This is a genomic window from Kitasatospora sp. NPDC056800, assembly GCF_042789775.1.
In the GTDB taxonomy this organism is placed as follows: Bacteria; Actinomycetota; Actinomycetes; order Streptomycetales; family Streptomycetaceae; genus Kitasatospora.
Window position 1 is genome coordinate 1 of sequence record NZ_JBHUAL010000097.1, and the last position, 18,039, is coordinate 18,039.

The 18,039-nt window shown below is 74.1% G+C and carries 14 protein-coding genes and 2 pseudogenes; 12 read left to right on the forward strand and 4 right to left on the reverse strand.

Translation table 11 applies throughout. The annotated features are described in order from the left end of the window. Window positions 1–277: 277 nt before the first annotated feature. The 9 genes and pseudogenes from ACFRQN_RS21545 to ACFRQN_RS21585 all read left to right on the forward strand — a co-directional run. Window positions 278–1,885 (forward strand): annotated as a pseudogene (locus ACFRQN_RS21545) (AMP-binding protein); the annotation flags it as partial. Window positions 1,886–1,960: 75 nt separating this feature from the next. Continuing rightward, window positions 1,961–2,305 (forward strand): annotated as a pseudogene (locus ACFRQN_RS21550) (acyl-CoA thioesterase); the annotation flags it as partial. Continuing rightward, window positions 2,302–4,692 carry an FAD-dependent monooxygenase gene (locus ACFRQN_RS21555; protein ID WP_380741568.1) on the forward strand — a complete coding sequence of 797 codons (2,391 nt, stop codon included), beginning with the start codon at window positions 2,302–2,304 and terminating at the stop codon, window positions 4,690–4,692. The pseudogene ACFRQN_RS21550 and the gene ACFRQN_RS21555, both read left to right, overlap by 4 nt. 68 nt (window positions 4,693–4,760) lie before the next feature. Continuing rightward, complete coding sequence (locus tag ACFRQN_RS21560; protein ID WP_049650647.1) at window positions 4,761–5,732, forward strand: carbon-nitrogen hydrolase family protein; 972 nt, start codon at window positions 4,761–4,763, stop codon at window positions 5,730–5,732. Next, complete coding sequence (locus ACFRQN_RS21565; RefSeq protein ID WP_380741569.1) at window positions 5,729–6,901, forward strand: cupin domain-containing protein; 1,173 nt, start codon at window positions 5,729–5,731, stop codon at window positions 6,899–6,901. Before ACFRQN_RS21560 ends, ACFRQN_RS21565 begins: the two co-directional genes overlap by 4 nt. 17 nt (window positions 6,902–6,918) lie before the next feature. Then, window positions 6,919–7,833, forward strand: coding sequence for a fumarylacetoacetate hydrolase family protein (locus tag ACFRQN_RS21570; protein WP_380741570.1), 915 nt, complete (start codon window positions 6,919–6,921; stop codon window positions 7,831–7,833). Between the two features lie 31 nt (window positions 7,834–7,864). Then, a complete protein-coding gene (locus ACFRQN_RS21575; protein WP_049650649.1) occupies window positions 7,865–8,617 on the forward strand; it encodes an Asp/Glu racemase in 753 nt (250 codons plus the stop codon). Between the two features lie 156 nt (window positions 8,618–8,773). Beyond that, window positions 8,774–9,634 carry a PaaX family transcriptional regulator C-terminal domain-containing protein gene (locus ACFRQN_RS21580; RefSeq protein ID WP_380741571.1) on the forward strand — a complete coding sequence of 287 codons (861 nt, stop codon included), beginning with the start codon at window positions 8,774–8,776 and terminating at the stop codon, window positions 9,632–9,634. Beyond that, on the forward strand, window positions 9,631–11,256 hold the full coding sequence (locus ACFRQN_RS21585) for an amidohydrolase (RefSeq protein WP_380741572.1): 1,626 nt from the start codon (window positions 9,631–9,633) through the stop codon (window positions 11,254–11,256). The genes ACFRQN_RS21580 and ACFRQN_RS21585 overlap by 4 nt, the downstream gene beginning before the upstream one ends. A gap of 7 nt (window positions 11,257–11,263) precedes the next feature. Here the strand turns inward: ACFRQN_RS21585 and ACFRQN_RS21590 are convergent, their stop codons facing one another. Next, the gene (locus ACFRQN_RS21590; protein ID WP_380741573.1) at window positions 11,264–11,782 is read right to left on the reverse strand and encodes a universal stress protein; all 519 of its coding nucleotides are present in this window, start codon (window positions 11,780–11,782) and stop codon (window positions 11,264–11,266) included. 175 nt (window positions 11,783–11,957) lie between these two features. On the opposite strand from ACFRQN_RS21590, the gene ACFRQN_RS21595 reads away from it, so the two are divergent. From ACFRQN_RS21595 to ACFRQN_RS21605, 3 genes are all read left to right on the forward strand, one after another. Then, on the forward strand, window positions 11,958–12,599 hold the full coding sequence (locus ACFRQN_RS21595; RefSeq protein ID WP_380741574.1) for an alpha-ketoglutarate-dependent dioxygenase AlkB: 642 nt from the start codon (window positions 11,958–11,960) through the stop codon (window positions 12,597–12,599). 121 nt (window positions 12,600–12,720) lie between these two features. Then, complete coding sequence (locus ACFRQN_RS21600) at window positions 12,721–13,506, forward strand: VOC family protein (RefSeq protein ID WP_380741575.1); 786 nt, start codon at window positions 12,721–12,723, stop codon at window positions 13,504–13,506. A gap of 162 nt (window positions 13,507–13,668) precedes the next feature. Next, entirely contained in the window at window positions 13,669–14,280 is a 612-nt protein-coding gene (locus tag ACFRQN_RS21605; RefSeq protein ID WP_049650655.1) for a hypothetical protein, read from the forward strand. Between the two features lie 100 nt (window positions 14,281–14,380). Here ACFRQN_RS21605 and ACFRQN_RS21610 read toward each other — a convergent pair whose 3' ends face one another. The 3 genes from ACFRQN_RS21610 to ACFRQN_RS21620 all read right to left on the reverse strand — a co-directional run bounded on the left by ACFRQN_RS21610 (window position 14,381) and on the right by ACFRQN_RS21620 (window position 17,807). After that, entirely contained in the window at window positions 14,381–15,274 is an 894-nt protein-coding gene (locus tag ACFRQN_RS21610; RefSeq protein WP_380741584.1) for a carbohydrate ABC transporter permease, read from the reverse strand. A gap of 32 nt (window positions 15,275–15,306) precedes the next feature. Next, window positions 15,307–16,284, reverse strand: coding sequence for a carbohydrate ABC transporter permease (locus tag ACFRQN_RS21615; RefSeq protein WP_049650656.1), 978 nt, complete (start codon window positions 16,282–16,284; stop codon window positions 15,307–15,309). Between the two features lie 212 nt (window positions 16,285–16,496). Beyond that, on the reverse strand, window positions 16,497–17,807 hold the full coding sequence (locus ACFRQN_RS21620) for an extracellular solute-binding protein (RefSeq protein WP_117492337.1): 1,311 nt from the start codon (window positions 17,805–17,807) through the stop codon (window positions 16,497–16,499). Window positions 17,808–18,039 lie beyond the last annotated feature (232 nt).

Here is an 18,039-nt window from a genome sequence, read left to right on the forward strand (position 1 = left end):
TGTTTTTTTTTTAATCCCCCCCGCCGGGGCCGGGCCCCCCCCGGGGCGGGCGGGGCCGGGGGGGGGGGGCCGGGGCGGGCGGGTGCCCCCCCGCCCCGCCCCGCGGACCCGAGCGGGGAGCCGGGCGACAACGGGGACCAGGGGCCAGGGAGCACCGGAGGCGCCGGGGGGAGCGCCACCAGGGCCGTCGCCCGAATGCGTGTATCGCTCTCTTGACTGGCGTCACCGAAGCGCCATACTGGCCTCACTCCCCGCTCGCACAACGAGGTGCCCGCCCATGGAGCTCTCACCCTCGGCGCACGTGGACACGTTCTGTCGAGACCACCTCCCGCCCTTCGAGCAGTGGCCCGAACTCCTCTTCGAAATCCCGGAGTTGGCCTACCCCGACCGCCTGAACTGCGCCGCCGCCCTACTCGACGACACCATCGAACGCCTCGGCCCGGACCGCCGCTGCCTGCTCACCCCCACCGGGAGCTGGACCTACGGCGAACTGCGCGGCCACACCGACCGGATCGCCCGCGTGCTGACCGAGGACCTCGGCCTCGTCCCCGGCAACCGGGTCCTGCTGCGCGGCCCCAACACCCCCTGGTTGGCAGCCTGTTGGCTCGGCGTCCTGAAGGCCGGCGGGGTGGCCGTCACCACCATGCCGCTGCTGCGCGCCGCCGAGCTGACCGAGCTCACCGGCATCGCCCGGCCCTCCCTCGCCCTGTGCGACCACCGCTTCCTCGACGAGCTGGACCGGGCCCGGACCCCCGGGCTGCGGGTTCTCCCCTACGGCGGCCCCGGCCCCGAGGACCTCACCGCCCGCTGCGCCGCCAAGCCCGCCGGCTTCCCCGCCGTCCCGACCGCCGCCGACGACGTCGCGCTGATCGCCTTCACCTCCGGCACCACCGGCCGCCCCAAGGCCACCCTGCACTTCCACCGCGACGTGCTCGCCATCGCCGACACCTTCTCCCGCCACCTGCTCCGCCCCACCCCCGAGGACCTCTTCACCGGCACCCCGCCGCTCGGCTTCACCTTCGGCCTCGGCGGCCTGCTGGTCTTCCCGCTGCGGGCGGGCGCCGCCGGCCTGCTGCTGGAGCAGGCCACCCCCGAGCAGCTCGCCGAACAGGTCCGCCGGCACCGGGTGAGCGTGCTGTTCACCGCGCCGACCGCCTACCGGGCGATCCTGGCCGCCGGGCTGGCCGACCGGCTGGCCGGGGTGCGGCACTGCGTCTCGGCGGGCGAGCCGCTGCCCGCCGCCGTCTGGCAGGCCTTCCACACGGCCACCGGACAGCGGCTGATCGACGGCATCGGCGCCACCGAGCTGCTGCACGTGTTCGTCTCGGCCGCCGGCCGGGACATCCGCCCCGGCTCCACCGGCCGGCCCGTCCCCGGCTTCCGGGCCGCGGTCCTGGACGGGCAGGGCCGCCCGGTGCCGGACGGCGAGCCCGGGATGCTCGCCGTCAAGGGCCCGACCGGCTGCCGCTACCTGGACGACGAGCGCCAGCTGGACTACGTCCGCGGCGGCTGGAACCTCACCGGCGACACCTACGTCCGGGACCGCGACGGCTACTTCTGGTTCCGGGCCCGCAACGACGACATGATCGTCTCCTCCGGCTACAACATCGCCGGGCCCGAGGTGGAACAGGCGCTCGCCACCCACCCCGACGTGGCCGACTGCGCGGTGGTCGGCGCGCCGGACGAGCGGCGCGGCGCGGTGGTCAAGGCGTACGTGGTGCTGCGCGCGGGCGTACCGGCCGGCCCGGAGACGGCCCGCGCGCTCCAGGAGCACGTCAAGCGCGCCATCGCGCCCTACAAGTACCCGCGGGCGGTCGAGTTCGTGCCCGAGTTGCCGCGCACCGCGACCGGCAAGCTGCACCGCGCCGAGCTGCGCCGACGGGCCGCCCTGACCCCGGCCAGCGTCACCGTCGAGCGCCGGGTGGAGTGGTCCGACACCGACGCCGCCGGGCACTACCACTTCTCCGCCGTGCAGCGCTGGGCCGAGGCGGCGGAGGCGGCCCTGCTGCGCCGGCTCGGGCTCGCCGAACTGTTCGGGCGGATACCCCGGGTGCACTTCGAGGCCGACTACCGCGAACGGCTCTGGTTCGGCGACCTGGTCCGCACCGAACTGCGGGTCGTCCGGGTCGGCGGCTCCTCCCTGCACTACGCCTTCGAGGTGCACGGCCCGCACGGGCTGGCCGCGAGCGGGCGGATGTCGGTGGTGCACGCCGCGCCGCAGGACGGGGGCTCCCAGCCGTGGCCCGCGCAGGTCCGCCGCACGCTGGCCGAGGCGGGGCCGCAGCGGCCCGAGGTGCTCGCATGAGCACGGCACCGGACCGCGCGGGCCGACCGGACGCGGCTCCGCGGGCGGTGCGCCGGATCGCGGTGATCGGCGCCGGCCCCGGCGGGCTCTACTTCGCCGCCCTGGCCAAGCAGCTGGCACCCGACCGGGACATCACCGTCTTCGAACGGGACGGCCGGGACGACGAGTTCGGCTTCGGCGTGGTCTTCTCCGACGAGACCCTGGACGGCATCGCCCGGGCCGACCCGCTCGTCTTCGCCGCGATCAGCGCCGAGTTCGCCCGCTGGAGCGACATCGACATCCGCTACGCGGGCGAGGTCCGCACCAGCGGCGGCCACGGCTTCGCCGCCCTGGACCGCAACCGGCTGCGCGCCGTCCTCCGACAGCGCTGCGCCGAGCTGGCGGTGGACGTCCGCTACCGCACCCCGGCCCCGCCCGTCGACCGACTGGCCGCCGAGTACGACCTGGTGGTGGCCGCCGACGGCATCCGCTCCGGCACCCGGGCCGCCCACCCCGAGAGCTTCCGCCCCGACCTGGACGAACGCCACTGCCGCTACATGTGGCTCGCCACCGACAAGGTCTTCGAGGCCTTCACCTTCATCGTCGAGCGGTACGACTTCGGCGTCCTCCAGGTGCACGCCTACCCGTACAGCGCCACCCGCTCGACCTTCATCGTCGAGGCGGCCGCGGACGCCTGGCACCGCGCCGGCTTCGATGCCTTCGCCGCACGGGAGTCGGCGCGCGGCGAGAGCGACCTGGCGAGCGTGCGGCGCTGTGCCGAGCTGCTCGCCGGGCACCTGGACGGCCACCGGCTGATCCCCAACGCCTCCCGCTGGATCCGCTTCACCACGGTCCGGAACGCGAGCTGGCGCCACCGCAACGTGGTCCTGCTCGGCGACGCCGCGCACTCCGCGCACTTCTCGATCGGCTCCGGCACCAAGCTCGCCCTGGAGGACGCCCTCGCCCTGGCCGCCGCGCTGAGCGAACAGCCCACCCTGGACGCGGCGTTGGCCGGGTACGAGGCCGAGCGGCGCCCGGTGGTGGAGTCCACCCAGCGCGCCGCGCAGGCCAGCCTGGAATGGTTCGAGACCATCGGGCGGCGCACCGGGCAGGGGATCGACCGGTTCGCCTTCAACCTGCTCACCCGCAGCCGGCGGGTCACCTACGGCAACCTGCGGGCCCGCGACCCCGCCTTCGTGGACGCCGTGGACACCGCCTTCGGCGGCTCGCCCGGGGTGCCGCCGATGTTCCGGCCGCTGAAACTGGGCGCGCTGGAACTGCGCAACCGCGTCGTGGTGCCCCCGCTCGCCACCTTCACCTCCCCCGACGCGCTGCCCAGCGGCTTCGACCGCGCCCAGCTGACCGGCCACGCGCTCGGCGGCGCGGGGCTGGTGATCGCCGGGATGACCGCGGTCAGCCCCGAGGGCCGGGCCACCGACCGCTGCCCGGGCCTGTGGGCGGACCACCAGGAGGCCGCCTGGCGCCGACTCGTCGACGCCGTACGGGCGGTGAGCGACACCCCGCTCGGCATCCAGCTGACCCACGCCGGCCGCCGGGGCGCGACCGCCGCCCCCGGACCGGACGGCGTCGGGCACCCGCTCGCCGAGGGCTGGCCGCTGATCGCCCCCTCGGCCCTCCCCTGGGACACCGGCAGCCCGGTGCCGCACGAGGCGAACGACATCCAACTGACCGCCGTCACCGCGGACTTCGCGGCCGCTGCCGAGCGGGCCGCCCGGGCCGGCTTCGACGTGCTGGAGCTCCAGTTCGGCCACGGCCACCTGCTCTCCTCCTTCCTCTCCCCGCTCACCAACCGCCGCACCGACCGCTACGGCGGTCCGCTCGCCCACCGGCTGCGGCTGCCACTGGAGGTGCTGACGGCGGTGCGCGCCGTCTGGCCGGCCGGGCGGCCGCTGCTGGTGCGGATCTCGGCTTGCGACTGGGCACCCGGCGGCACCACCGAGGAGGAGGCCGTGGCGATCGGCCGCGCGCTCGCCGGGGCCGGGGCGGACGCGCTGGACGTCTCCACCGGCGAGGTGGTGGCGCACCAGCGGCCGCCGTACGGGCGCGGCTACCAGACGCCGTTCGCCGAACTGGTCCGCACCGCCACCGGCCTGCCGACCATCGCGGTCGGCGCCATCTCCGGGTTCGACGACGCGGACTCCGTCCTGCTGGCCGGCCGGGCCGACCTGGTCGCGGTCGGCCGCGCCCACCTGTACGACCCGCTCTGGACGCTGCACGCCGCCGCCGAGCGGAACCACACCGGGCCGGGCGCCCGCTGGCCCGAACCCTGGCGGGCCGGCAGCCGGAAGCCGCCCGGGCCGAACGCCGACCGGGTCGCCCCGCGCCTGCACCTGCTGCGCGAGCCGCCCCCGCCCGTCCACCGCCGCTGGTCACCGGACCTTCCGTGAGCGGCCCCCGAGCCCCTCGAGATGCCGTCGCGTTCCCCACCGCAGCCCCCGAGGAGGGACGAGGAACCATGCCCGACCTGCCCCGCTTCACCGCCGCCGCCGTCCAGGCCGCCCCGGTCTACCTGGACCCGGCCGCCACCGTCGACAAGGCCGTCGCGCTGATCCACGAGGCGGCCGGGCACGGCGCCGAACTGGTGGTCTTCCCCGAGGTCTTCGTGCCCGGCTACCCGTACTGGAACTGGACGATGAACCCGGTGCAGGGCTCGCCCTGGTACGACCGGCTGTACCGGGCCGCCGTGGACGTCCCCGGCCCGTACGTCGACACCCTGCGGGCCGCGGCCCGGCAGGCCGGCGTGGTGCTGGTGATCGGGGTCAACGAACGCGGCCGGCCCGGCCTCGGACCGCTGTACAACACCCTGCTGATCATCGGCGCGGACGGCGAACTGCTCGGCGTGCACCGCAAGCTGGTGCCGACCTGGGCCGAGAAGCTGACCTGGGGGCAGGGCGACGGCAGCACCCTCACGGTGCACCCCACCGCCGTCGGCCCGCTCGGCGCGCTGGCCTGCGGCGAGAACACCAACCCGCTGGCCCGCTTCACGCTGCTGGCCCAGGGCGAACTCGTCCACGCCGCCTGCTACATCGCGCTGCCGGTGGGCCCCGAGGACTACGACATGGCGGACTCCATCGCCCTGCGCACCGCCGCGCACTGCTTCGAGGGCAAGGTGTTCTCGGTCGTCTCCTGCTCCACCGTCTCCCCCGAGATCGTGGACCTGATCGCCGGCGACGACCCGCGGCTCCGCAAGCAGCTCGCCCGCCCGCACAGCGCCCTGTCCGGGATCTTCGGCCCGGACGGCCGTGCCGTCACCGAACCGCTGGTGGACGAGGAGGGCATCGTCTACGCCGAGATCGACCTCGGCCGCTGCGTCCAGCCCCGGCAGATGCACGACATCGTCGGCCACTACAACCGCTTCGACGTCTTCCGGCTGCACGTGGACAACCGCCCGCTGCGGCCGCTGGTGTTCCCCGAGGAGGAGGCATGACCAGCCCCGAACGCACCCCCGGCCACGACGGTCACGACGGTCGCGGAAGCCACGACGGTCACGACGGTCACGACGACGACCGGATCGGCCGGGCCAGGGTCACCGACAGCCCGGAACTGCTCGCCTACTACGAGGAGTTGTCCAAGTACCAGGCCGGCGCCCTGTGGACGGTCGCTAACGAGATCGAGCCCTGGTACCCGCAGCCGAGGTCCGTCCCCGTGCTCTGGCGCTACGCCGACCTCCGCCCACTGGTGCACAAGGCCCTGCCCCTGGTGAAGGCCGACGACGCCGGGCGCCGGGTGGTGATGCTGGTGAACCCCGGCCGCCGCGAACTGAGCGCCGCCGTAGGCCTGTTGTACACCGGGCTGCAGATCATGGGCCCCGGCGAGGCGATGACGGCGCACCGCCACCAGGCCTCCGCGCTGCGCTTCGTCCACGAGGGCACCGGCGCCTGGACCGTCGTGGACGGGCAGAAGCTCAAGGTCGGCCCGCGCGACTTCGCGATCACCCCGAACAACACCTGGCACGAGCACGGCAACGAGGCCGACGACGCCCCGGTGATCTGGCAGGACGGCCTGGACATCCCGCTGGTCAACACCCTCGACGCCAACTTCTACGAGGTCCACCCGGAGCTGTACCAGCGGCCCGGGCCGGTCACCGACTCCTCGCTGCTCAGCTACGGCGGCAACCTGCTGCCGTACGGCGTCGAGAAGTGGACCCGCCCCTACTCGCCGCTGTTCGGCTGGCCCTGGGAGCCCAGCTACCACGCGCTCTGCCGACTCGCCCGCGCCACCGAGGGATCGCCCTTCGACGGCGTGGTCATGGAGTACACCAACCCCGTCACCGGCGGCCCGGTGATGCCGACCATGTCCGCCCACCTGCAACTGCTGCGACCGGGCCAGGCCACCCGCGCCCACCGGCACACCGGCTCGGTGGTGTACACCGCGGCCAAGGGGCGGGGCGTCTCGGTGATCGCCGGCCACCGCTTCGAGTGGCAGCGGGGGGACGTCTTCGTCGTCCCGTCCTGGGCCTGGCACGAGCACGCGAACCTCGACCAGGGCGAGGACGCCTGCCTGTTCTCCTTCAACGACTTCCCGGTGATGCACGCGCTCGGCCTCCACCGCGAAGAGGCCCACCCGGACGGGCAGCAGCCCACCACCACCGCCTGACCAGGAGCCCCACCGCCATGCACCTGTTGACCTTCCGAATCGCCGACCCCGCTGCCACCGCCGAAGCCGCAGCCGCCCCGCGCCTCGGCGCCCGGCTCGACGGCGACCGGGTCGCCGACCTGACCGCCCTGGCCACCGCCGCCGGTGCTCAACTCCCGCCCGACCTCCTCGGGTTGATCCGCGCCGGGGAACCGGCCCTGGCCGTCGTCCGCGAGCTGCTCGCCGGCTCCCCGGCCACCAGGCCGCTCGCCGAGGTCTCGCTGTGCGCGCCGCTGCGCCCCGGCAAGATCGTCGGCGTCGGCCTCAACTACGTGGAGCACGTGGCCGAGTCGCACCGCACCCTGGACACCGACCGTGAACTCCCCGACCGCCCGGTGCTGTTCGGCAAGCCCTCGACCGCCGTCACCGGCCCGGGCGGGCCCATCCCGCACAACGCCGACCTCACCAAGCAGCTCGACTGGGAGTGCGAACTCGCCGTGGTGATCGGCGCGCCCGCCTTCCGGGTGGCCGAGGCGGACGCGCTGCGGCACGTGTTCGGCTACAGCATCGTCAACGACATCAGCGCCCGCGACCAGCGCCGCTCCGGCCAGTGGTTCTTCTCCAAGGGCCAGGACGGCTACGCCCCCTTCGGCCCGGTCGTGGTGACCGCCGACGAGATCCCCGACCCGCAGCGGCTCGACCTCTCGCTGAAGGTCAACGGCGAGCCGCGGCAGGACTCCAACACCCGCCACATGCTGTTCGGCGTCGCCCGGCTGATCGCCGACATCTCCTCCGGCGTCACCCTGGAACCGGGCGACGTGATCGCCACCGGCTCCCCCTCGGGCGTCGGCGCCGGGATGGTGCCCCCGCAGTTCCTCCAGCCCGGCGACCTCGTCGAGGCCACCATCGAGCGGATCGGCACGCTCGCCAACCCCGTGGTCGACGCCCGCTGACCAGCCCCGACCGGAAAGGACCGTCCGCCCGATGACCACCTACCGGATCGGCCAGATCGTCCCGAGTTCCAACGTCACCATGGAGACCGAGGTCCCCGCCCTGCTGCGGGCCCGCGAGGCGGTCGCCCCCGAGCGGTTCACCTTCCACTCCAGCCGGATGCGGATGACCAGGGTCACCCCCGAGCAACTGCGCGCCATGGACGCCGAGTCCGACCGCTGCGCCGCCGAGCTCTCGGACGCCCGGGTGGACGTGCTCGGCTACGCCTGCCTGGTCGCGGTGATGGCCACCGGCCACGGCTACCACCGCGAGGCCGAGCGGCGGCTGCACCTGCGCACCATCCAGAACGGCGCCCCCGCGCCCGTGGTCACCAGCGCCGGCGCCCTGGTCGCCGGGCTGCACGAACTCGGGGCCGCCAAGGTCGCGATGGTCACCCCGTACCTGCGGCCGCTGGCCCGGACGGTGGTCGAGTACCTCGCCGCGGAGGGCATCGAGGTGCTCGACCACGCCGCCCTGGAGATCGCCGACAACCTCGACGTGGCCGCCCACGACCCGGCCCGGCTGCCCGCGATCGCCCGCGGTCTCGCCCACGCCGGGGCGGACGCCGTGGTGCTCTCGGCCTGCGTACAACTGCCCTCGCTGTCCGCCGTCGAGGAGGCCGAGCAGCAGCTCGGCAAGCCCGTGGTCTCGGCCGCCGTCTGCACCACCCACCAGCTGCTGCGGGCCCTCGGCCTGCCCGCCTTCGCCCCCGGGGCCGGGACCCTGCTCTCCGGCGCCTACGCGTAGCGGGCGGTAGCGGTACGCGCAGGAGGCGTCACCCGTAGCAGGTGTTCCGTGCGCTTCCCGCCGGATCGGCGCATCCGGCAAAGATCGGCAAGACCCTTCCGATGTCCCGCACCCTCGTTATGATCGCCACCAGTCGCCGGGGAGGAGGGCCCGCGCATGTCCGAGAACGCACCCCGGCCGAGCTCCCTGATCAACACCGTCTACGGCGAGTTCGTCCGCCGCCTCGGCGGCTGGATATCCATCGCCGACCTGATCGCCCTGCTGGCCGAGCTGGACGTCGACGGCCCGGCCGTCCGCTCGGCGACGTCCCGGCTGAAGAAGGCCGGCACCCTGCTCCAGGAGCGCCGCGGCGGAACCGGCTACCGGCTCGCCCCGGCGGTGGAACCGGTCTTCGAGGAGGGCGACCGGCGGATCTTCCACAGCCTGGAGCCCGCCGCACTCGCCGACGGCTGGGTGGTGGCGGTCTTCTCGGTGCCCGAGTCCGCCCGCGCCCACCGCCACCAGCTGCGCTCCCGGCTGAGCTGGCTCGGCTTCGGCAACGCCGCCCCGGGGGTCTGGCTGGCGCCCGCCCGGCTGCTGCCGGACGCCCGCCGGCTGCTGGACCGGCTCGGGCTGAGCGCCTACGTCCACCTGTTCCTCTCCGCCGAGTACGCCGGCTTCGCCGATCTCCGGACGGCGGTGGCGAGTTGGTGGGACCTCCCGGCGATCGAGGCGCAGTACGCGGCCTTCGCCGACGCCTGGCACCCGATCGCCGAGGAGCGGCGCGACCGGTCGCCGGTCGACCCGGCCGAGGCGTTCCGCGCCTACGTGCCGATGCTCACCCAGTGGCGCCGCCTGCCGTACCTGGACCCGGGGCTGCCCGCGCAGCTGCTGCCCGCCGACTGGAACGCGGTGCCGGCCCGCGCGGTGTTCACCGAGTTGCACGGACTGCTCGCCGAGCCCAGTCTTCGGTACGTCGAGAAGGTCACCGGGCTGTCCCGCCCCCCGGTGCGTCCGGCGATCCAGGAGCCGCAATGACCGACCCCGCCCCCGTCCCCGCCGACCTGCTGATCCGGGCCGCCGCCGTGCACACCCTGGTGCCCGGCGAGCCGCCCCGCCGGGCGGTCGCCGTCACCGGCGGCCGGATCACCGCTCTGTCCCCCGCGCCCGACGGCCTGGACGCCCTGGTCGGCCCGGCCACCGAGGTGGTGGACGCCCCGGGCTCGACGGTGCTGCCCGCCTTCGACGACACCCACACCCATCTGGTCATGGCCGGGCACAGCGTCCACGGCGTGCCCGTCCACCGGGCCCACGATCTGGCCGGGTTCCTCGCCCTGATCCGCGAGCGCGCCGCCCGCACCCCCGCCGGGGAGTGGATCCAGACCACGGTCAACTGGCAGGAGGTACTGCTGGCCGAGCAACGGATGCCCACCACCGGGGAGTTGGACGCGGCCACCGCGGCCCACCCGGTGCTGGTGCGCCGCGGCGCGTACAACATGGTGCTCAACTCGGCCGCGCTGCGGCTGGCCGGGATCACCGAGGCCACCGAGGCACCGCCCGGCGGTGTGATCGAGCGCGACCGGCACGGACGGCTCACCGGCCGGCTGGTCGACCGGGCGGTCGAACCGGTCGAGCGGGTGCTGCCGCGCCCCACCCTCGCGGAGCGGATCGAGGGCCTGCGCGCCGCCTCCGCCGACTTCGCCGCCACCGGCATCGGCACCGTCCGCGACTGCCTGGTGCCGGTCGAGGACCTGGAGGTGCTGGACGCCGCGCGGGCCGGGGGCGCCCTGGCCGTCCGGGTCCGGGCGCTGGTCTCCGGCTTCGCCGCCCGCACGCCGGAGCAGGTGGACGCGCTGCTGGAGCGGATGGACGCCTGGCGCTCCGCCGGCCGGGACGACGGCCGACTGAGTCTGTGGGGCGTCAAGTTCGGCATCGACGGCGGCTTCGAGGCGGGCGCCGTGGAGGAGCCCTACCGGGGGCAGCCGTGCTACCACGGCCGGCTGCTCTGGGAGCCGGCCGAGCTGCTCGCGGCGGTGGACCGGGTGGTCGGGCGGGGCTGGCGGGTCGGCGTGCACGCCTGGGGCGACCGCGGGCTGCGGGTGCTGCTGGACGTCTTCGAGCAGGTGGCCGCGCGCCGCCCCGGCCTGCCGCCCGGCACCCTGGTGGTCGAGCACGGCGGCCTGGCCCGCCCCGGACAGCGGGCCCGGGCGATCGCCCTCGGCATCCCGGTGACGGTCCAGCACCCGCTGCTGCACGACGGCGCGCCCACCCAGCAGCGGGCCTGGGGCGAGGAGCGCACCGCCGCGCTCTTCCCGCTGCGCGAGTGGCTGGACGAGGGCGCGCTGATCACCGGGGGCTCGGACTTCCCGGTCGGCCCGTACGGCGCGATGGTGTCGGTCTGGGGCATGACCACCCGGGGCACCACGGCCGGGGTGGTCGGCCCGGAGCACGCGATCGGCCGGGCCGAGGCGGTCGCCCTGCACACCGTGAACGCGGCCCGGCTGACCGGCGAGAGCGCGGTGCGCGGCAGCCTGCGGCCGGGGGCGTTCGCCGACCTCACGGTGTGGCCGGTCGATCCGCTGGACTGCCCGGTGGACGCGCTGCGCGACCTTCGCCCCACCCGTACGGTGGTCGACGGCCGCACCACGCACCGGAGTTGACGAACCGTCAGGCCGCCGCGAGCTCCCGCAGGTCGATGCCGCGGTGCAGCGCGCGCAGGTCCTCGTGCAGCGTGGACGGCGGAACGGCGAGCACCCCGCAGCGGGCCCGGGCCAGGCACTGCCGGGTGACCGAGCGGCGCGTCAGCCCGCGCAGCCTGACCCGCAGGCCGCCCTGCTCGCCGGTGCTGACCACCAGCAGGTCGCCCGGACGGTCGGCGAGCCCGGTCAGCACCGTGGCGGCATCGCCGCGCACGACCAGCGGCCGCACCGGCACGCCGATCGGCAGACCGCCGAAGGCCTGCTCCAGCGCGCCCGCCATCCGCGCCTCGGCGAGTTCCTGCCAGGCGCGCAGCAGCGGCGGGCACGGCCGGGCCCGGTAGTTGCGCTCGCCGCCGACCGGCGTCCAGGCCAGCACCGGCACCAGCACCGCCTGCCGGACCCGGGCCTCCTCGGCCGCCCGGTGCAGGGCGGTCAGGCTGTGCAGGGAACCGCTGACTCCGACGATGACGCGGGCGCCGTCCGACATGATCCTTCGCTTTCCGATGTCAAAACTCTTTAATGTCTGCGATTAGGTTGCCACATTCCCGATTTGGCCTGCAAATCGAAGGCATTAACTGAATATCACCGTGCATCGCTCGGCATACCCATGCCCTGGGCGCAATATTCGAGCATCTGTTCGAACAAGGGCGTACGCTGACCCCATGCACGGCACCGTCCACCTCCAGCCCTCGCTGTTCGACGACACCGACCGCGGCGGCGTCCGCCTCGGCCCGCTCGACGGCCTGCGACGGCAGCCGCTCGGCGACGGCGCCTGGCTGGACCTGCTCCCGGGCTGGCTGCACGGGGCCGACGAGCTGTTCGAACAGCTGGCCGCCACCGTGCCCTGGCGCGCCGAACGCCGCGAGATGTACGAGCGGACGGTCGACGTCCCGCGCCTGCTGGCCTCCTACCCGGCGCACGCCGAACCGCCGCACCCGGTGCTCGGCCTGGCCCGGGCCGCCCTGAGCGACCACTACGCCCGGGAGCTGGGCGAGCCGTTCCGCACCCTCGGACTCTGCTACTACCGGGACGGCCGGGACAGCGTGGCCTGGCACGGCGACCGGATCGGGCGCGGCGCCCGCGAGGACACCATGGTGGCGATCCTCTCCGTCGGCGAGCCGCGCACACTGGCGCTGCGGTCCCGGTCCGGCGGCACGACCGTCGTCCGCCACCCGCTCGGCCACGGGGACCTGGTGGTGATGGGCGGCTCCTGCCAGCGCACCTGGGAGCACGCGATCCCCAAGACGGCCCGCCCGGTGGGCCCGCGGATCAGCGTCCAGTTCCGGCCGCACGGGGTGTCCTAGGCATCGTCGTCGGGGACGCCCGCTTGCCGCACACCCGCCGGGCGCGGAGGCTGGCGGGTGGGGCCGTTGCTCCGGGCACCGGACGCCGGGCGCCGGACACCGGGCCCGCCAGGAGGACCGCATGCCGAAGCCGGGCAACTACCACCCCGGGGTCCCGTGCTGGGTCGTGCTCACCACACCGGACACCGCACGGGCGCAGGCCTTCTACGGCGCGCTGTTCGACTGGGAGTTCGTCCCGACCGGCCCCGCCGAGGCGGTGGCCACCCGGTACGGCGCCCAGGTCGCGGCCGTCGAACGGGCCCGGCCGAGCGACCCGCCCGCCTGGACCACCTTCCTCGCCTGCCCCGACCCGCTGCGCACCGCCGCCGCCGTCCGGGCCGCCGGCGGCCGCCTCGCCCGCGAACCGTACGAGGTGCCCGAGCAGGGCCGCGCCGCGCTCGCCGTCGACCCGCTCGGCGCCCGCTTCGGGCTCTGGCGGGCCGGCACCATAGACGGCGCCGGACTGGTCGACGAACCGGGCGCGTTCGCCTGGAACGCGCACCTCTCCCCCGACCCCGACGCCGCGCGGGCCTTCTACCGCCGGGTCGTCGGCTACAGCTACGACCGGCCGCGGGCGGGCCACACCCTCGCCCGGGTCGCCGGTCGGCCCGCGTGCAGCATCGGCCCCTCCGACCCCTCCAGCCCCTCCGGCCCGGGCGCCGGTTCGGAGGGAGGCGCACGCTGGCTGGTCCACTTCGCGACCGAGGACACCGACCGCGCGGCCGACCGGCTGCGCGCCCTCGGCGGCACCGTCGTCACCGATCCGGTGCCGGGGCCGTTCGGCCGCACCGCGCTGGTCCGGGACGACGCCGGCGCGGAGTTCGTGCTGGTCGCCGTCCCCGCCCGCGACTCCGCGGCCGCGGCCTGAGCCCGGGCCGCCGACGCTCCCACCCCTCACCCGGGGAGCCGGCGAGGCCGCTGCCGTCCCGTCAACTTGCCTCTGCGGCAAGAAGATTCAGTACGACCCCACCGCCCGAGGGCGGCCGGACCCGCCGACCCGGCTGTCCGTTGCGCCCGCTACCGTGCTGATATGAGTTCCTTCCTGCGCGCGTACCTGGTCGACCCCGCGGAGCTCCGTGCCCGCGTCGGCAGCGGCGACGACGGAGCGGTCGACGAGGCCCTCGCGTACTTCGGCCCGTCCCTGGACAGGTCCGACGAGCACTTCGCCGACGAGATCGCGCAGGGCGCCCCGACCGCCCTGGAGGCGCTGCGCGCCGTGGTGCACGGCGGGCCCTTCTCCGGGAACGAGGACCACGCCTTCCAGTACGGCTACGCGTACCGGCGGCTGTGCTGGCTGGTCGGACAGCCCCTGGAGGTCGACTCCTTCGGCCCGTTCCGGGGCAACTGGCTGGAGGTGGTCGACGACGGTCTGAAGGCGTACGGGATCACCGCCGTCTCGGTCGCGGACTTCCAGTACGGCGGCGGCCTTCCCACCGGACTGCCCTTCTGCGCGGTGCCGTCCTGCGGCACCTGGTCGGCCGGGGACTGCGGGCAGGCGCTGGACCGGTTCGACCGGGCAGGGCGCGAGGGCCGCGCCCCGGTGCCGGAGCGCGAGGTGGCCGAGGCCGTCGCGGAGGTCGTCGGCTGGCTGCGGATCGCACGGAGCCGGAAGGGCACCGACATCGTCGGCTTCGTCTCCTGAGCCGGTGTCGGCGCCCACGCCCGGAGCGACCGCGGGGCCGCACGGCAACGGGAGTCCCGCACGACGACGGGACTCCCGGCCGCTCCGCACGCGCGGGCGATCAGTCCTTCACCGCACCGGCCAACCCGGAGACCAGCTTGCGCTGCACCGCGATGAAGAAGATCAGCACCGGCACGGTCATCAGCGTGGACGCCGCCATGATGCCGCCCCAGTCGTTCTCGTCCGGCTTGAAGAAGACCAGCAGCGCCGAGGGCAGCGTCTGGTTCTGGGTGGCGCTGATGATGAAGGTCTTGGCGAAGACGAAGTCGTTCCACGCCGCGATGAAGGAGAACACGCTGGTCGCGGCGAGGCCCGGGGCCACCAGCGGCAGCAGGATCCGCCACAGGATGCGGGTCCGGCCGGCCCCGTCGATCTGCGCCGCCTCCTCGATCGAGACCGGGACGGCCGCGACGAAGCCGCGCATCATCCAGATCCCGAACGGCAGCGAGAACGCCAGCTGCACCAGGACCAGCGAGGCCAGGGTGTTCAGCCCGATGCCCGGGGCGAACCGTCCGGCGTCGCGGAACATGAAGAACAGCGGGATGGTCAGCGCCTCGACCGGGATCATCTGGGCGATCAGGAACATCACCATGATGGTGGTGCGGAACTTGAACCGGAACCTGGTCACGGCCACCGCCGCCAGGAAGACCACGATCGCCGACAGCACCACCACCGACAGCGCGACCACCAGGCTGTTCCCGAAGTAGCGGGCGAAGCCGTCCACGCTGAGCACCTGACGGAAGCTCTCCAGCGTGGGGTGGGCGGTCCACGGCCTGGGGTCGAGCGACTGGATCTCGCCCTTGGGCTTGAAGGCCGAGAGCACCATCCAGAAGATCGGGAAGGCGGTGACCACGGCCAGCACGATCGCGCCGCTGTTGGCGGCCAGCCGCCACCGGCCGCGGGTGTTCCGACCACGGGTGTTCCGGGGGCCGCCGGTGTTCCGGGCCGGCTTCACGGCCGGGGAGTTCGCCGGGGAGTTCGCCGGGCTCACAGTTCGTTCCCCGTCCGTCGCAGGGTGCGGATGTACAGGACCGTCGGGATCACCAGGATCAGCAGCATGATCACGCCGATCGCCGCGCCCAGCCCGTACTGCGAGGAGGCGAACGCCTTCTGGTACGCGTACACGTTGAGCACGAGGTTCTGGCCGGCGATGCCGCCGCCCTCGGTCATCACATAGATCTGGGTGAAGACCTTGAAGTCCCAGATCACCGACTGGATCACCACGATGGTCAGGATCGGGCGCAGCATCGGTGCGGTGATCCGGCGGAAGGTGGTCCAGGTGTTGGCGCCGTCCAGCGCGGCCGCCTCCATGATCTCCTCCGGGATGGCCCGGATGCCCGCGTAGAGGGTGACCATCACGAACGGGTAGGAGTGCCACACCACCACGGCGCCGACGATCAGGAACGCCGTCCACTTGTCGTAGAACCAGTTGAACTCGTGGAAGCCGGAGAGTCCGAGCCCCTCCAGGGTGTGGTTGACCAGGCCAAGGTTGGTGTCGAACAGGAAGCTCCACACCGTCGAACCGGTCATCGCCGGCGCCGCCCAGGCGGCCATCGCCGCGGTGGTCAGCACCAGCCGGGGCCACCGGCCGACCTTGGTGAGCAGCACCGCGAGGGTGGCGCCGACGGCCAGGGTGGCGACCACGCAGAACGCCGCGAAGCCGATGGTCTGGAACAGCACCGTCCAGAACTGCTCGTCCTCGAGGATCTTCGAGTAGTTGCCGAAGCCGACGAAGGAGGTCGGGGCGCCGCCCGAGGCCTGGGCCTGCCCGAAGTCCAGTACGGACAGCAGGCCGAGCTGGTAGATCGGGTAGGCGACCAGCGGGATCAGGATGACCGCGGCCGGCAGGAGCAGCAGCAGCGGGGGCCGCCGGCGCCGGCCGCCCGGGGGTGCGGCCGGCGCCCTTCCCCCACGGCGCCTCTGCGGGGAAGGCGGCGCCGGGGCGGTCGAGGTGGATACGGACACGTGCGGGACCTGCTCTCTGAGACGAACCGGGAGGGGGGCCGTCCGTACGCGGCCGGGGGCCGGCGGTGCGGCGCCGGTGGCTCGGTGCCGGCGGCGGTGACTCGGTACCGGCAGCGGCGCCGGTGACTCGCCGCCGGCGGCGGTGACGGTGGCGGTGGCTCACATGCCGGCGGCGGCGGTCGTGGCGCGCCCCCGCCGCCGGCGGTCGGCCGTCAGTGCGCGGCGAAGGCCGAGGAGACCTGCGCGGCCGCGTCGCCCGAGGCCTTGGCCACGTCCGCCTTACCGGTGACGACCTGCTGGAGCATCGTCGGGATCACCGCCTGGGCGTCGATCTGCGCCCACGCCTGGTCGAGCGGGACGAACCTGGTGCCGGCCGCGATGGTGTCGGTGAAGGGCTTCAGGAACGCGTCCTTCGCCGCGACCTTGCCGCTGACGGACTTGAGCGTCGGCAGGTTGCCCATCGCGTCGTACATCTGCTCCTGGTACGCGGGGCTCGCCAGCAGCTCGGCGAACTCGACGGCCAGCGTGCGGTGCTTGGCCGCCTTCATCACGCCCAGGTTGTTGCCGCCGGCGAAGGCCGGGGCGATCGAGCCGGGCTTCTCGCCGGGCAGCGGGACCACGCCGTACTTGCCCTTGACCGCGCCCGCGTCCACCTTGCCGCGGTTGGAGTTGAGCAGCACCGCCATCGCCGACTTGCCGGCCGCGAACAGGTCGACGGTCTTGCCGCCGGTCAGGTCCGCGCACTGCTGGGCGGGGCAGCCGTCCGCGCCGAAGAGGTCGGTGTAGCGCTTGATCCCGGCCTGCGAGGCGGGCGAGTTGATCGCCGCCTTGAACGCGGCGCCGTCCTTGGTGGCGATGTCGCCGCCCGCGTCCCAGACGAAGGGCAGCGCGGCGAAGGTGTACTTGCCGCCGACGGCGATGCCGAAGGTGTCCGGGTGGGCGGCGTGGATCTTCTGGTTGGCGGCGACCAGTTCGGCGTACGAGGTCGGCGGGGTGAGGCCGGCCTCGGTGAACAGGTCGGTGCGGTAGTACAGCGCGCGCACGCCGACCCACCAGGGCAGGCCGTAGGTCTTGCCGTCCACCACGGCGGTCTTGGCGATCGCCGGGTCGAGGTCGCCCTTGTCCTGCCACGTGTCCAGCTCGGTGGTGATGTCGGCGAGGCCGCCGGCGGCGACGTAGCCGGGCAGGTCGGTGTTGCCGAACTCGACCAGGTCGGGGGCGCTGTTCGGGTCGTTGAACGCGCCCTTCATCTTGGCCGCGCGGGCCGAGGCGTCGGTGTCGATGTAGCTGACGTTGACGGTGACGCCCTGGTGGGAGGCCTGGAAGTCGGTCACGGCCTTGGCGATCACGGCCTCCTTGGCCGCGTTGCCCGCCTCGTTGTACAGCCAGACCTGCAGCGTGCCGGTCCGGTCGTCGGCGGCCTTGTCGCTCGCCGGCGAGGCGGTGCCGGGGGCACAGGCGGTGGCGGCCAGGCAGCCGGCGGCGAGCACGACGGCTGCGGCGGTCCGTCCGATGAGTCGCATGGTGGAGACCTCCCCTCCCGACAGCTGCCGCCGAGACGTCCGCCGCGGGGACGGGCACGTCGAAGCAGGCCCTGACCGGGGCCGATGGTGGGTGAAGTGGTGGGGGTACGGCAGGGCGCAGCGCTCGGGTGGGGCGACGTCGCCTGCTCGATGGCAGGGACGTTAGGCGGGGGCGATCGGCGCCAACAAGAGGGAGTTGGGGAAAGTTTTGCACTGCACAACGTTGTATCGA